Consider the following 14,475-nt stretch of genomic DNA (forward strand, 5'->3'; position numbering starts at 1 on the left):
TTTCTACGCGACCGTAGCGATGCGGTCAGTCCGGCTCGGGGTGCGTGCCGACGGACCACCGCACTGAGGGATCATGGCTGGGTGAGCATCGAGAAGAAGTCCGTCGGCGTCTGGCAGATATCGCCGGAGCGCGCGGAGCCGCGGCCCAGGCGGCGCAATGGTCCGCGGCTGCCATTGCACCAGCGGCGCGAGCAACTTCTCGATGCGGCATTGACCGTGGTCGGCGAGGACGGGCTGTCCGGACTCACCATGCAGGCGGTGGCCAAAACCGCCGGTGTCGCGAAACCCGTGCTGTACGCGGTGTTTCCGACGGCTCCGGAACTGGTCGGGGCGCTGCTGCACCGCGAGCACAGTCAGGGCATGACGCAGATCTTCGATGCCATGCCGAAGGATCTGCGCAATTCCAACCCCGATGACGAGTATCTGTCGGCGGTGATGGCGTTCCTGGCCGCCGTTCGCACCGATCCCGTGCGATGGCGACTGATTCTGATGCCGCCGGAGGACGCGCCCACCGACTACCGGGGATTGCTCGCCGCGGCGCGGGATCGACTGGTGGAACGCTGTGTCGAACTGCTCGAACTCGGCATCGAATTGCGCGGCGGCCCAAGCGATGCCGATACCGAGCTGGTCGGGCATGTGCTGCTCGGGTTCATCGAGGTACTGGGGCGGCTGGTGCTGTCCGATCCGGAACGCTTTCCGCCGGAGCGGCTGGAATCCACCGTGCGCGCCCTCGCGAATACCCTGCCGAAGGGCTGACGCGAGGCGGCGGTGGCCCGATTGCGAAAGATCGTCTCAGACAATCTTTCCCGAATCCTGGACGAGGGTGTCTAGTCAGCCTTATGGTCGTTGCCAAGACGACGTTTTGGAGGCTGTTCATGTCCAGGTCCGCTGTCTCCGCCAGTTCCGGTGTCGTACCGCTGCCACCGGATGCGCGCTTCGATATCGGGCCCGCGCGGTTCGCGGCCGTGCATACCGACACCACCGTGACCATTCCCATGTCGGATGGGGTGGTGTTGTGCGCCGATCTGGTGCGGCCGGGATATGACCGGTCCACGCCTGTGCCGCAGGCGTTTCCGGTGGTCGTGAACTTCACGCCGTACAACCGCATGGGGAATCGGTTCGCGGGGCGGATCGCGGGATGGGCGCAGCGCCGGAGTGAGCGGGGTGCCGGATCGGATCGGCGGCGATTCACCCGGCGGGATCTGACGCATACGCCCGCCGGGGGCGCGATCGATGTGTGGGCGACCAATCGAACGCTGGTGTCGCGCGGATACATTCAACTGATCGTCGATGTGCGCGGTACCGGCTCCTCGACGGGTGGATGGGATTTCTTCAGCCCCCGCGAGCAGCGGGACTATGTCGAGACCCTGGAGTGGGTGCGCCAACAGCCCTGGTGCGATGGACATCTCGCGCTGACCGGCATTTCCTACGGCGGGATCGCGGCGCTCATCGCGGCCGGGTTGCGGCCCGAAGGGCTCGATGCGATCTTCGCCATCGTCGCCGGGGAGGACGCGCCGCGTGAGCTGGGATTGACCGGGGGCGCAATCACATTGGGGATGGGAGCGTGGCTGGCGGCGGTCAATGCGGCGAAGTTCCTGCCGTCACCGCGCGGAATGATCCGGAATCGGGTGCTCGGGGCGTATCTGCGGGATCGGGTGCGTGAGCCGGGCGGGCTCGGGCATGCCGCGCGGATCGCGCGCGAGGAGGATCATCCGGACGGATACCTCAATGAACACTGGGATGAGCGACTGGCCCGATTCGAGGAAATCACCTGCGCCACCTGGATTCACGGCGCTTGGCACGATGTCTACAACCGCTCCAATTTCCGGATGTTCGATCGGCTGGCGCTGTCGGACGGGCGCAAACAGGTGGTCGTCGATGACGGATATCACCTCACCGTGGGTAGCGGATTCGGTGAACCCGACAGTCCGCAATCGCTCGACGAATTGCAATGCGCCTGGTTCGACAGGTGGTGTAAGGGAATCGAGAACGGGATCGACGGGTACGGGCCGGTCACGGTGCGCCGCCAGGGCGGTGGCGGCTGGGTCGCGCAGCCGGCGTTTCCCGATCCTGCCGCACAGGTGCGGCGGCTCTACCTTGCCCCCGAGGTCAGCGGTTCCGCCGCGCACGCGAATACCGATGCGGCACTGCGCGATACCCCGCCCGAAGACCTCACCCGGCTGCCGCTGCCGACGGCCAAGGCGAGTTGGACCTCCAACAATGTCGCGCTCATGTCCATGGGCCTGACCACCCTGTTGAGCGCCCGCGCGGGCTCGGACGACCGGGGCGCGGAAGCCGATGCGGTCACCTTCACCACCGCACCGCTGGACGCCGATCTGACGCTGTCCGGGCCGCTCAACCTCCGGCTGCGGGTGGAAGCCGGTGGTACCGACGCCTTCTGGTCCGTCACCGTCACCGATGTCGAGCCCGATGGCGCGTCGGCCACCCTCACCCGCGGCTGCCTGCTGTCCTCATTGCGCGCGATCGACACCGAACGCAGCACCTACATCGACGGCGAATTGATCTTCCCCCTGCACACCCTGCGTGCCGATACGGTCCTGCCGGTCATCCCCGGCGAACCCTTCGACCTCGATATCGAGATCAACCCCACCTCGGCGGTCCTGCGCGCCGGTCACCGCCTCCGCGTCGCCATCGCCGCCAACGCCCCCGGCCGCCACTGGCTCCGCCCCGCCCTGAAGCGAAAGGTCAACGGCCAGAGCATCATCCTGGACACCGACCACCCCAGCCACCTCACCTTCCTGGCAGTCGGTGACCACTGAGCGACAATGCGCGCATCGCACCCAATGCGACTGTTCCGCCCACGCCGAACGCGCGATGCCGTCCCCGATGCCGCCATCCCCCGCGCTGCCCGCTCGCGACAGGGATGTAGAGGCATCCCCCTGTCGAGAGCCGCAATCTGAGAGACCGGGCATCACCACGCTCCCGATGGAAACCCCACGCCGCCCAGCCGATCACGGCCAGACACAATCCGGTAATCGCCAGCAGAGCCCATGTGTCCCAGCGCATTTCGATAACCCCTTGGATCTCGCGACTGCTGCTACAGATCCAAGTAGACACCCGATCGAGTTTCTGTAATACGTGCACAGCCAACATCGCACGAAATAGAATTGAGGTGCATCGCACACGTGTGCGCTGGAGGCACTCCCCAGATAGCGAGGCTAACGAAATGGCCGGACTGACGTTCTCTCGCATGGACTTCGGCAATTTCATCCAGGGGATTCGAAAGCGCGCACCGCACCCCGCGCTATCGCGGGCAGCCGCTCACCTCGAGGTGACTCGGTTTGTCCTCATGCGTGTGGAAGACGGGCTTCCCACCAGGCTCACCACACCACAGCTCGAGAGTCTCCTCGATCACTACGCAGCGACACCGGAGGATCGAGCAGAGGCATTGCGGCTGTGGTCGGAGGTACGTGACCAGGATAAAACCGCTAAGGCACAGGGGAATTCGAAAGGATTCTGGAAGGCATACACCGATCAGATCGCCCCGAACTTCCCGAAGTTCCTTCGTCTCGAGGGTGCGGCCAACCATATTGTCGCGCATCAACCGACGATCGTTCCCGGTCTGCTTCAGACTCCGGAGTATCGGCGCGCGATAGTTCGAATGAGTGAACCAGACCTGTCGGCAGTCGATCTGGAACGTCGCCTCGAACTCACCGCACGTCGCCAGGCCCGACTCGATGAGACCGGCTTTCGGCTGGAGGTTTTCCTTTCGGAGGCGGTGTTGCTGCACAGACCGGCGGAACCCTCGGCAATGTCCGGTCAACTGCGCTGGCTGGCCGAGGTCGGCGAACGTGAAAACGTCGATATCAACGTGATCCCGTTCTCCTGCGGACCGCACCCCGGCCTGGCGATGCACGTATTCAATCTGCTCCGATTTCCAGCGGGCGCAAGCGGAATCAGCTTGCCGCCTGTGGTTTACGCGGAGGGCGCGATCGGCTCGACATTCCATGAGCACAGCGAAGAGGTCAGCGAATATCGTCGGGCGATCGAAGGTATGCGGGCTGTAGCGTTGACAGCGCGCGGCACCAGGGATCTGGTGCTGAAGGTTGCGAAGGAGTACGCAGCGTGAAGAAGTCAGTGCAGGGTGAATGGTACAAGTCGACCAAATCCGACGGCGCGAAGCAGTGCGTGGAGGTCTATCACGGCGAAACCCGTACCGGCGTACGCGATTCCAAGAACCCCGGTGGCCCCGAACTCTGGTTCACCGCCGAGCAGTGGGAGAGCTTCCTCACCGGGGATGCCTGGAAATCCTAGTTCGGAGCGCTACGGCACGATCGTGGCGTCGGGGAATTTCCAAGTGCCGTCGAGGATTTGGGGCTGCGGGCGGTAGAGGCGGACCATGTAGTTCCAGCCCGGCATGGTCGGCAGGCAGTTCGGGATCTGCCCGTCGCAGCCGCCGAACCGGATATCGATCGAGCCGTCCGGGTTGGCCTTCGCGGTGGTGTTGTTCACGGAGTAGGCGTTGAACGGATTCGCCTCGTAATATCCCTGCGCGTTGTACAGGCTGACCGACCAGAAGCCGTCCACCGGAACATCTTTCACGTGCAGCGCGTACTTCACCTCGCCATTGTTCTGCGGCGGAACGACATTGAGGTACAGCGCATCCTTTTCGGGATTGCCGCCCCACGCCGATGCGGCGGTGATCAGATGCCGCACCTCGTCGACCTGCCCCTCAGGACCGAACGAGTTCTTGGTATCGGGCAGCGTCGCGGCGAGGGCGAGCAGCGCGTTCCGGACATTGTCCTGACTCGCTTTGTCCCACTGCGGAACCTCGAAGGTTCCGTTCCCCGCCTGTTCGGCCTTGATGCTGTCCTGTAGGGCATGCACCGCGGCGATATCCTGCGGATTGTTCGGATCCACGAAGGTGCGGATCGCGGCCATGAAGTACCGCGTCCCGATCTTGTCCCGATCGAAGGTGTAGCTCCCGGCCTTGTACACCACCTCGGGCGTGTACTCGTCCTCGGTGATGATCTGCAAGGACATGAAGCGCTTACCCGCGTCCGGCAGCGTGATGGTCACCGGTCCGGCATCGAGATCGAAGACCCGCGAGGAGTACAGCGTGTCCCGATTGGCGCGCACCACCACCTGATGATCGATCGGCATCGGCTCCCGGATGTGATGGAACGCCCCGAACCCGCCCTCCGCCACGGACATGGCGAACTCCCGATCGGTTTCCGCCCGGACGAAATTGTCCGCCGTCACCTGTACCGGCTGCCCCAGCGGATACTCCGCCGCCGTCGAACTCTTCGCACCCCCGCTCGTGGTGGCGCTTTTGTCGGTATCAGCGGAGTCCTTCCCGCACCCCGACAGCGGAGCGCAACTCACCACGGCAACAATCAGAATCGCCCACAACCGAAGAGTTTTCACGCATCAACTCCTTGTCGACCGTCGACCCCCGAACCTCCCTTCAGCAAATATATAGCTACCGTGATGCGATTCGGTGCCGACACATCGAAGGGCCCGGGCCCTCGTCGCCGATCACATGGATGACCGGCGACGCCGAGTAGTCGGACGTGCCGAGAAGGTCAGTCGCCCAGCGGGACTGACGAGGTGGCGACCTCGGCGGGCGCGGGCGTCGGGGCCTTGCCGGTCGGACGGCTGACGGGCAGACCTTCGTGCCGCACGGGCGGCTGGGGGTTGCCGGGGCCGGGGTCGGGGAGCATGCGGTGGAGCTGGCGCAGGCCCTGGCGCGCGAGACCCGGGAACATCGTGTTGAAGAGCAGGGAAAGCGAGCCGTGCGGATTCTCCAGGGTGATCGGGCGGCGCACGATCGCGTTCACCAGCATTTCCACGGCGGCCTCGGCCGACAGGGCGGTGTAGCCGGTGAACCCGAGCGGCGCGCTCAGTTCGGTCGCGACCAGCGGCAGGCGGACGTCACTGAAAGCGATTCCGTCGGAGTGACATTCGACGGCGGCCACGCGCATGACCGCTTCCAGGGCAGCCTTGGAGCCGAGATAGGCGGAGAAGCGGGGAACGTTGGTGATGACGCCGAGGGTGGAGCTCGACACGATATGGCCGGAACCGCGGCGGCGCATCTCCGGCAACAACCGCAACATAAGACCGACCGGTCCGAAATAGTTGATGCGCATGGTGCGCTCGAAATCGTGCAGGCGGTGTTCGGAACTGGCGATCGAACGCCAGATGGAACGGCCGGCGTTGTTGACCAGGATATCGGGGGCGCCGAACTGGACGAGCACCTCATCGGCGAACTTGTTCACCCCCTCCTCGGTGGACAGATCCGAGGTGACGGCATACGCCTGCCCGCCCCGGGTCCGGATCTCGGCGACGAGCTGATCCAATTCGCTTGTGCGGCGGGCGGTCACGACGACGATGGCACCCTCGTCCGCGACCCGCAACGCCAGCGCACGCCCGATACCGCTGGACGCACCGGTGATGAGAACCGTCTTGCCCGCCACCCGATCGTGCAGGGTGGGGCCGAACGGCCGCGGTAGCGGTCGCGGCACGGTCAAGACATTGACCACCTGCCGGACCAGTTCGTTCTGGAGTCCCGCAATGGCCTTTTTAACGCTGTTCAACGCACTACCTCGTACTTCTCAAACCTCAAATTCCCTGTGCGGGGATCGTATTCGATCATCGGGCGGGAGGCTTGCCAGGCAGTGTCGGGCGGACGGCTCAGTCGGTATAGCTGCCGGTCAACAGGTTTTTGAGAATTTTGCCCGTCTCACCACGTGGTAAGTCCGGCACGAACTCGACCTCACGCGGCACCGAGACGCGGCCCAGGAGATACCTGATGTGCCGCCGGACCGACTCCGGATCCAGCTCCGCCCCTTCATGTTTCACCACGAACGCGACCAGGCGCTGACCGAACTCCACATCCGGCACCCCCGCCACGGCGACCTCGCGCACCTGCGGCAGCAGCGCCAGCGCCTCCTCCACCGGGCGCGGGAAGACATTCTCACCACCTGAGACAATCATCTCATCGTCGCGGCCCGCGATGAACAGGCGGCCGGTGGCGTCGAGGTAGCCCAGATCGCCGGTATCGAGCAGCCCGCCATTCTGTTCGGGCGGAACGGCATTCACATAACCCTCGAACAGCATCTGATTGGCGACGAAGATCCGGCCGGTGACACCCACCGGCACCGGCTTGCGATCGTGGCCCAGCACAGCGACTTTCGTGCCGAACGGCGGCCGCCCGGCGGTCATCGGGGAAACGCGCAGATCCTCGGGTGTGGCGATGGTCGCCCAGGACACCTCGGTGGACCCGTACACGTTGTAGAGCACATCACCGAACGCGTCCAGGAATCGCAATACCGTCGAACCCGCCAGCGGCGCACCGCAACTGGCCACCACGCGCAGGCTGGACAGGTCATAGCGCGCCCGCACCGCGGTGGGCACGTCCAGTAATCGCTGCACCATGGTCGGCACCACCAGCACGCTGGTGATCCGATGCCGAGCGATCAGCTCCAGCAGCTGTTCGGCCGAGAACTGTTCCGGCAGCACCACTGTCGCGCGCAGCGCGGCCGCCAATTGCAGCCCGCCCAGCCCCCAGGTGTGGAACAGCGGAGCCGGGATCAGCATGATCTCGTTCATACCGAAGGGAATTCGGGACAGCAGCGCCGCCAGCGCGCCGAAGCCCCGGGCGTGCGGACGGCGCGCGCCCTTGGGCGCACCCGATGTGCCCGAGGTCAGCACCACCAGCCGTCCGGGCTGCGGTGGGCGGCGAAAACCCTCCGCCGCCACCGCGATCAGATCCGGGACGGTGAGCCGCCCCGCCACCGGCGGCTCACCCGCCGTGGTGACACGCTGAATGCCCCGGTGCAGAAAGTCCACCAGCGGTTCCAGATCCGCGTCCACGAACAATTTGGTGAGACGATCGCGCTGCACGATCTCCTCCAGCCGTCGCGCCGACAGGCCCGCGTTCAACAGCACCACGTCCACGCCGATCTTCCCGGCCGCGACCATGGTCTCGACCATCCCGGCGTGATTGCGTGCCAGCAATCCGATCGCATCGCCAAACCGGAGCCCCAATGCCGCCATCGCGGCCGCCAGATTCGTTGTACGACTGTTTATCTCGGCGAAGGTGTGGCTGCCGCGCGCATCCACCACCGCCACCCGATCCGGGGTGACCGCCGCTCCCGCCGCATATCCCCCCGCCAGATTGAAGCCCCAGCGCACCAGTCCGGACAGCTGTCGCATCGCGAGATCGGGGCGCTTGGGCGCGACCACCCCGCGCTGCAACATATGCCATGCCACGCCCAGTTGTCTGCGCGCGGGGGAATCCTCGGCATTGACCGCGACCGAATTGCGCACGCCCCGATTGATATCGGCGGCCCGCTCCAATCCGGTCCGAATCCAGCGCCGCACGGTCGCTTCGGTCAATTGCCCGAGCACCGGATGGATCCGGCGGATTCCGAAACAGCTGACCGTGACCCGGGTGCGCTCGGCATCGCCGACCAGCTGCACCCGCACGACGCTGCCGAGCCGCTCCGAACGCAATTCCAGTGCCTCACACCAACGTCCGGCGATCACCCGCACTTCGATCACCCCGATGCCCATGCGCGGATCGCCGATGCGGAAGCTGACGATCCGATCGCCATCGATCGAGCCGAGCGGTTCGCACGCGCCGATGCCGGGCAGGATGCGCGGATAGGCGTGCGGATCGACGAGCAGCGACCACAGCGCATGCCGAGGGGCGACGATATCCACGGAAATATCGAAGTCGTCGGTTATCACCGGTGTGCCACTCCCCGTCCGCCGGAACTCTTCAGGTATCCGGCCCTCCCGTTCTAGCGATCCAATCGGTCCGAAATGCCGGAATCGCGAAAACTCCGTCGAATCACAAAGGCCCCGCGGAATCCGTTGTGCACCGACACACCCGGTCCGGGCCGGAAATTCGGGAGTGACAGTACTCAGATACCAGTGGTATTTTGATTCGCATGGCACGCATGTCACGACCGGAAAGCCAGGCGCGCACCCGCGCCGACCTGGTTCGCACCGCGCGCGATCTGTTCATCGCGGACGGTCTGTCGAACACCTCGCTGGCTCACGTCGCCGAAGTCGCCGGATACTCCAAAGGCGCTGTGTACTCGAACTTCCGCAATAAGAACGAACTCTGCCTGGAGGTCGTGGAGCTGATCCACGTCGAGGCCATGGCCGATCTCGCGACACTGCGCGAACGCGGCGGTGCGACCGCGGATCGGCTTGCGGCGGCACTGGATTGGGCGGGCGCGAATGTGCGGGATACCGGCCGCAATCGACTCGAACTGGAATTGGCGCTGGTGGCACAGGGCGATCCCGGATTGCGCGATCAACTGACCGCCAATGTGGCCACACTCCAGGACGCCATTGCCGCGCTCTTCGCCGATATGGCCGGTTCGAACGCGCCGGACAGGTTCCGCGATGCCGCGAAAACCGTGTTCAGCCTGGGCGTAGGGTTGAGCGCGCAGCGCCTGATCGACACCTCGGTCACGGCCGATCGGATCTTGGCGCTGTTGCTGCCGAGCCTGCTGGCCACCGCCGGGTTCGATGTATTGAAAGATGTTCAACCTCCGGCCAACGCAGCCGACGCGGTTGAAAATCATTCAAAACAGAGGTCGGCCTCGACTCGCAGCGAAGCCTCCCGAGCCGCACTGCTCGGAGCCGCGATTACCGTCTTCCGTGCCAAACGCTTCGACGAGGTGTCCACCACTGAGATCGCGCAGCGCGCCGGTGTCGCGATCGGCTTGATCACCTACCACTTCGGCGGTAAGCGCGGCCTCTACCTCGCCGCCGCCGAAACCGTTTACGGCGATTTCTGGGATCGGCTGCAAGCCCTGCGCGGACCCGCGGTATCGCGGCTCATCCGGGGCCTGGACCTGTACCTCGATACCGCCGCCGAATTCGAGGGTTCGCCCCTGGCACTGTCGACCCGGGTCCCCGACGCGGAATTGCGCGCCATCCAGCAGCGCCATATCGACCGCCTGGTGGACGGGCTCATGCAGGAGCTGAGCGGCGGTGCGACAACGGCTTTGGCGCGCAGCGCCGTCATCGGCTGGCTCGCCTTCGTCGAAGGTGTGGTGACCGACTGGCTGCAACACCGCGAATTGAGCCGGGTCCAGGTGCGAGAACTGCTGGTGGCCAACCTGTTCGCCACCGGGCAGACGGTACTGACCCTCGCACCCGGCACCCCGCTGTCCTCGCGCGCCATCAGCGCGCTCCTCGACCGTTCCCACTTGCCCACCGAGACAACGGAGTACAACGAGTGAGCAACTCTCTCGACGCCGGACCCAACAATTGGCTGGCCGCCGGACCCATCGGCAGGTCCGTCATCTGGCTGATCGGGCCGCGTCCCTACCGAAATCAGGCCCGGCTGCGCGCGGAGGTCGCGGACAAGATCGCCGTGATCACCGGTGCGTCGTTCGGCGTCGGCGAGGCTACCGCGCGCATTCTGGCCGCCGCCGGTGCGACCGTGGTGCTGGGTGCGCGCTCGGCCGAACAACTCGATCTCATCGTCCGCGAGATCAAGGAGGCGGGCGGTAACGCGGTCGCCATCCCGCTGGATCTGGCATCTGAGCAATCGGTGGAAACCTTTGCCGAACAGGTGCTCACACAGTTCGGCCGGGTCGACTATCTGGTGCACAACGCGGGCAAATCATTGCGCCGCTCGATTCATCTGTCCTATGACCGGCCCAAGGACCTCAACAGCACCACCGCGGCCAACTACATCGGGCCTATGCGGCTCACCCTGGCCCTGCTGCCCGGTATGCGCGAGCGGGGTTCCGGGCACATCGTCAATGTCTCGACGGCGGCGGTCATGTTCCCGGTCGCGCCCAAATGGAGTTTCTACCTGTCCACCAAGGCCGCGTTCGATATCTGGATGCGGTCGGTCGCCATGGAGGCCAGGCCCGACGGCGTCACGCTGACCAGCTTCTACGCCGGGGCCATGTTCACCCGGATGAGCGCGCCCAGCGGCTGGGTGTCGGCGATTCCCGGGCATTCGGCTCGCGACGCCGGATACATCATCGCCCGCGCGATCGTGCGCAAACCGCGCACGCTGGCCCCGAATGTGGTGTGGCCGCTATCGGTGCTGGTACCGCTGCTGCGCACACCGCTGGAAATCTCCACCACCTTCCTCTACCGGTTCCTCGGCGATACCAAGGCGTCGCTGCGCAGCATCGAGAACGGAGCCCGTGATGGCTCGTAATATGACCTTTCAGTGGTGGGATGCCGTTGTGCCCCTGCTGACTTCGGGTGCGGTACGGCCGATCGGTCCGGGTGCGCTGATCCGCATCGGCCGGGGATTCCGGCAGTACGGGCCGTCGATCGCGACGGTGATGGCGATGTCGGCGGCACGGTACCCGGACCGCGTCGCGGTGATCGACGAGCTCGGTTCGATCACCTACGGACATTTGCAACGGCGCACCGAAAAGATCTCCGCCGCATTGCATTCGCTCGCGCCGGGGGCGAAATCGCTTGCGGTGCTGTGCCGCAATCATCGCGGATTCCTCGAGGCTGCCGTGGCGGGCGCGCAGCTCGGATGCGAACTGGTCTTCCTCAATACCGATCTGCCCGAGGCGCAGTTGCGGCAGATCCTGGAGCGGCATCGGCCCGATATCCTGGTACACGATCAGGAGTACGACGCGGATGTCACCGCATCGGGATTCGGCGGCGTCCGAGTGATCGCCTGGCAGGATTCCGAGACCGGCACATCGCTGGATTCACTTGCCCGGCAATCGCATCCGGCACCGCCGCCGGTGCGCCAGCCGGTCAAGATCACCCTGCTCACCTCCGGCACCGGCGGCCTCGCCAAGGGCGTCTCCCGCCCGATCAGCCGGCGCGCCATCGCCGAGATGGTCGCTACCGCCATGGCGGCCACCCGTTTTCGCAATGGCGAGGCAATGGTGCTCGCACCGCCGTTCTTCCACGGCTTCGGCCTCGCCATCGCACTCGGTGGACTGGCGCTCGGTTCGACCATGATCATTCGCAGGCGGTTCGATCCCGAGGCCGCACTGGCCGATATCGACCGGCACCGGGCCGCGGTATTCGTCGGCGTACCGGTGATGATTGCGCGACTGATGGCCGTTCCCGAGCAGCGGCGGAGTGAATTCCGCACCGGTTCACTGCGTTTGGCCGTGACCGGAGCCGCACCGATCTCCCCCGCCACGATCGGCCAGTTCCTGGCGGCGTTCGGCCCGATCCTGGTCAATGGCTATGGTTCCACCGAGGCGGGCGTGGTCTCACTGGCCACGGCGGCGGATCTGGCGCACTCCCCCAAGACCGCCGGACGTCCCGCCATCGGTGTGTCCGTGCGGATTCTGCGCGCCGATCGCACCCGGGCCGCCATCGGTGAGACCGGCACGATCTTCGTCCGTGGCGGACTCGGCTACCACGGTTATGTCTCCGATGGGAAGTCGCCCGCACCGGCCAAGGAGATTATCGACGGCCATGTGAACACCGGCGATATGGGTCATTTCGACACCGGCGGCCGCCTCTACATCGACGGCCGCGATGACGACATGATCGTCTCCGGTGGCGAGAACATCTATCCCAAAGAGGTGGAGGATGTCCTCGCCGACCATCCCGCCATCGCCGATATCGTCGTAATCGGCGTTCCCGATGCGGAATTCGGACAGGTGCTGCGCGCCTATCTGGTGCCCGCGCCCGACCACGCCGTTCCGGCCGCCGAGGAGCTCAAGACCCATATTCGCGGACGGCTCGAGCGCTATAAGGTGCCCAAGGAATTCATTGTGCTGGAACAGATTCCGCGCAATCCGAGCGGAAAGGTATTGCGCCGCCTGCTCGACAGCCAGACCGGTCATATGGCCGGTTAGGCTGCCGATCCGCGCGGCCGGTATCAGCCCAGTTTCGTGACCGTCAGCGCGCCGTCGGCGTACTGGCCGCGCAGGCGCTTCTTGTCGAATTTGCCGACCGAGGTCTTGGGCACCTCGTCGATGAAGGTCCAGTACTCGGGCAGCTGCCATTTGGCGAACTTATCGGCCAAAAAGTCGCGCAGCTCCTCGGGTTCGGCCTGCGATCCGGCGGCCAGTACGACCGCGACCAGGGGACGTTCATCCCACTTGGGATCCGGGATGCCGATGACGGCGGCCTCGGCGACCGAGGCGTGACCGACAACGGCGTTCTCCAGATCCACCGAGGAGATCCATTCACCACCGGACTTGATGACATCCTTGGAACGGTCCACCAGGGTCAGGAAGCCATTGGGGCTGATCTTGCCGACATCCCCGGTGCGCAGCCAGCCATCGTGGAACTTGTCCGGATCGATGGTGTCGCCGTCCGGGGAGTAGTACGAGCCGGTGATCCAGGGACCGCGAACTTCCAACTCGCCCAGCGATTCTCCGTCATTGGGGATGACGTCGCCGTCATCGGAGACCAGGCGCGCCTGCACACCCGCGGGGAAACGTCCCTGGGTATAGCGGTAGGCCCAGCGCTCATCGCCCTCGGAGGTGCTCGGCGGGTGCGAGACCGAGCCGAGCGGGGAGGTTTCGGTCATACCCCAGGCGTGCAGGAGTTTGACACCGTACTTGTCCTCGAAGGCGTGCATCATCGAGGGCGGCAGGGCGGCACCGCCGACCACGCAGGTGCGGAGATGGGAAATGTCCTGCGGCGCGGCCTGCAAACCGGCCAGCACACCACCCCAGATGGTCGGCACAGCCGCGGCGAAGGTCGGCTTGATCGCAGCCATCATCTCCAGCAGCGGACCCGGTTGCAGGAAACGGTCCGGCATCAGCAGGTTCGCACCCGACATCATCGCCGCGTACGGCAAACCCCACGCGTTGGCATGGAACAGCGGCACGATCGCCAGCACCGTGTCGGCTTCGCTGAAACCCATCCCGTTGGGGGCGCACACCTGCATCGCGTGCAGGAAATTCGACCGGTGGGAGTAGACGACACCCTTGGGGTCACCGGTGGTGCCCGAGGTGTAACACATCCCCGCCGCCGACCGCTCGTCCACGACCGGGTAATCATAGGTATCAGGTTGCGCGGCAAGCAGTTCCGCGTACGAATGCACCTGCACACCCTCGGGCGCAGTCAACGCCGACGCATCACCGTTGGCCACGATCACATGCCGCACCGTCTTAAGGTTCGGCAGATACCGCGCGAACATCGGCACCAACGTGCCATCGACGATCACCACCTGATCCTCGGCATGATTGGCCACATACACCAACTGCTCCGGGAACAAACGAATGTTCAACGCGTGCAGCACCGCACCCATCGCCGGCACCGCCACGTACACGACCATGTGCTCATTGTTGTTCCACATGAAGGTCCCGACCCGATCACCCTCACCGATGCCAAGGTCACGCAAGGCATTGGCAAGACGGGCCGCATCCGCGCCGATCTCGGAGAAAGTCTGGGTACGGACCCCGTCACCGGTCCAGGTCGAAATCGTGCTCTCCCCCTGGAAGGTGGACGCGTACTTCAGCAGTGTCGCCAGCGACAGCTGCTCGTCCTGCATTGTGCTCAACATTGAACTCTGATTCCTATCAATGG

At 65.1% G+C, this 14,475-nt stretch carries 11 protein-coding genes; 7 read left to right on the forward strand and 4 right to left on the reverse strand.

The window, feature by feature from the left end; translation table 11 throughout:
• The first annotated feature begins 81 nt into the window (after window positions 1-81).
• The 4 genes from ACFC0O_RS04620 to ACFC0O_RS04635 all read left to right on the forward strand — a co-directional run bounded on the left by ACFC0O_RS04620 (window position 82) and on the right by ACFC0O_RS04635 (window position 4,275).
• Window positions 82-756, forward strand: a complete 675-nt coding sequence (locus ACFC0O_RS04620) for a TetR/AcrR family transcriptional regulator (RefSeq protein WP_375953826.1) — start codon at window positions 82-84, stop codon at window positions 754-756.
• Between the two features lie 119 nt (window positions 757-875).
• Window positions 876-2,780: a CocE/NonD family hydrolase gene (locus tag ACFC0O_RS04625; protein WP_375953828.1), complete on the forward strand. Its 1,905-nt coding sequence runs from the start codon at window positions 876-878 to the stop codon at window positions 2,778-2,780.
• A gap of 407 nt (window positions 2,781-3,187) precedes the next feature.
• On the forward strand, window positions 3,188-4,090 hold the full coding sequence (locus ACFC0O_RS04630; protein WP_375953829.1) for a DUF5753 domain-containing protein: 903 nt from the start codon (window positions 3,188-3,190) through the stop codon (window positions 4,088-4,090).
• The gene (locus ACFC0O_RS04635) at window positions 4,087-4,275 is read left to right on the forward strand and encodes a DUF397 domain-containing protein (RefSeq protein ID WP_375953831.1); all 189 of its coding nucleotides are present in this window, start codon (window positions 4,087-4,089) and stop codon (window positions 4,273-4,275) included. The genes ACFC0O_RS04630 and ACFC0O_RS04635 overlap by 4 nt, the downstream gene beginning before the upstream one ends.
• Before the next feature lie 9 nt (window positions 4,276-4,284).
• On the opposite strand, the gene ACFC0O_RS04640 is transcribed toward ACFC0O_RS04635, so the two are convergent.
• The 3 genes from ACFC0O_RS04640 to ACFC0O_RS04650 form a co-directional block, all read right to left on the reverse strand.
• Window positions 4,285-5,223, reverse strand: a complete 939-nt coding sequence (locus ACFC0O_RS04640; RefSeq protein ID WP_375955941.1) for a DUF1254 domain-containing protein — start codon at window positions 5,221-5,223, stop codon at window positions 4,285-4,287.
• Window positions 5,224-5,546: 323 nt separating this feature from the next.
• Window positions 5,547-6,557: an SDR family NAD(P)-dependent oxidoreductase gene (locus ACFC0O_RS04645; RefSeq protein WP_375953833.1), complete on the reverse strand. Its 1,011-nt coding sequence runs from the start codon at window positions 6,555-6,557 to the stop codon at window positions 5,547-5,549.
• Between the two features lie 97 nt (window positions 6,558-6,654).
• Window positions 6,655-8,715 carry an AMP-binding protein gene (locus ACFC0O_RS04650; RefSeq protein ID WP_375953835.1) on the reverse strand — a complete coding sequence of 687 codons (2,061 nt, stop codon included), beginning with the start codon at window positions 8,713-8,715 and terminating at the stop codon, window positions 6,655-6,657.
• A gap of 203 nt (window positions 8,716-8,918) precedes the next feature.
• On the opposite strand from ACFC0O_RS04650, the gene ACFC0O_RS04655 reads away from it, so the two are divergent.
• The 3 genes from ACFC0O_RS04655 to ACFC0O_RS04665 are packed head-to-tail and all read left to right on the forward strand — an operon-like array spanning window position 8,919 to window position 12,791.
• Entirely contained in the window at window positions 8,919-10,226 is a 1,308-nt protein-coding gene (locus ACFC0O_RS04655; protein ID WP_375953836.1) for a TetR/AcrR family transcriptional regulator, read from the forward strand.
• On the forward strand, window positions 10,223-11,164 hold the full coding sequence (locus ACFC0O_RS04660) for an SDR family NAD(P)-dependent oxidoreductase (RefSeq protein WP_364631980.1): 942 nt from the start codon (window positions 10,223-10,225) through the stop codon (window positions 11,162-11,164). The genes ACFC0O_RS04655 and ACFC0O_RS04660 overlap by 4 nt, the downstream gene beginning before the upstream one ends.
• Entirely contained in the window at window positions 11,154-12,791 is a 1,638-nt protein-coding gene (locus ACFC0O_RS04665) for an AMP-binding protein (protein WP_375953838.1), read from the forward strand. Before ACFC0O_RS04660 ends, ACFC0O_RS04665 begins: the two co-directional genes overlap by 11 nt.
• A gap of 23 nt (window positions 12,792-12,814) precedes the next feature.
• Here ACFC0O_RS04665 and ACFC0O_RS04670 read toward each other — a convergent pair whose 3' ends face one another.
• Window positions 12,815-14,452 carry a long-chain fatty acid--CoA ligase gene (locus ACFC0O_RS04670; RefSeq protein WP_375953840.1) on the reverse strand — a complete coding sequence of 546 codons (1,638 nt, stop codon included), beginning with the start codon at window positions 14,450-14,452 and terminating at the stop codon, window positions 12,815-12,817.
• Window positions 14,453-14,475 lie beyond the last annotated feature (23 nt).

This window comes from Nocardia sp. NPDC056100 (genome assembly GCF_042266325.1).
Taxonomy (GTDB): domain Bacteria; phylum Actinomycetota; class Actinomycetes; order Mycobacteriales; family Mycobacteriaceae; genus Nocardia.

What these genes read in the sequence shown, in the direction of transcription:
- ACFC0O_RS04625 (WP_375953828.1), top strand. Translation starts at nt 876, where the DNA reads ATGTCCAGGTCCGCTGTCTCCGCCAGTTCCGGTGTCGTACCGCTGCCA.
- ACFC0O_RS04655 (WP_375953836.1), top strand. Translation starts at nt 8,919, where the DNA reads ATGGCACGCATGTCACGACCGGAAAGCCAGGCGCGCACCCGCGCCGAC.
- ACFC0O_RS04665 (WP_375953838.1), top strand. Translation starts at nt 11,154, where the DNA reads ATGGCTCGTAATATGACCTTTCAGTGGTGGGATGCCGTTGTGCCCCTG.
- ACFC0O_RS04670 (WP_375953840.1), bottom strand. Translation starts at nt 14,452, where the DNA reads ATGTTGAGCACAATGCAGGACGAGCAGCTGTCGCTGGCGACACTGCTG.
- ACFC0O_RS04630 (WP_375953829.1), top strand. Translation starts at nt 3,188, where the DNA reads ATGGCCGGACTGACGTTCTCTCGCATGGACTTCGGCAATTTCATCCAG.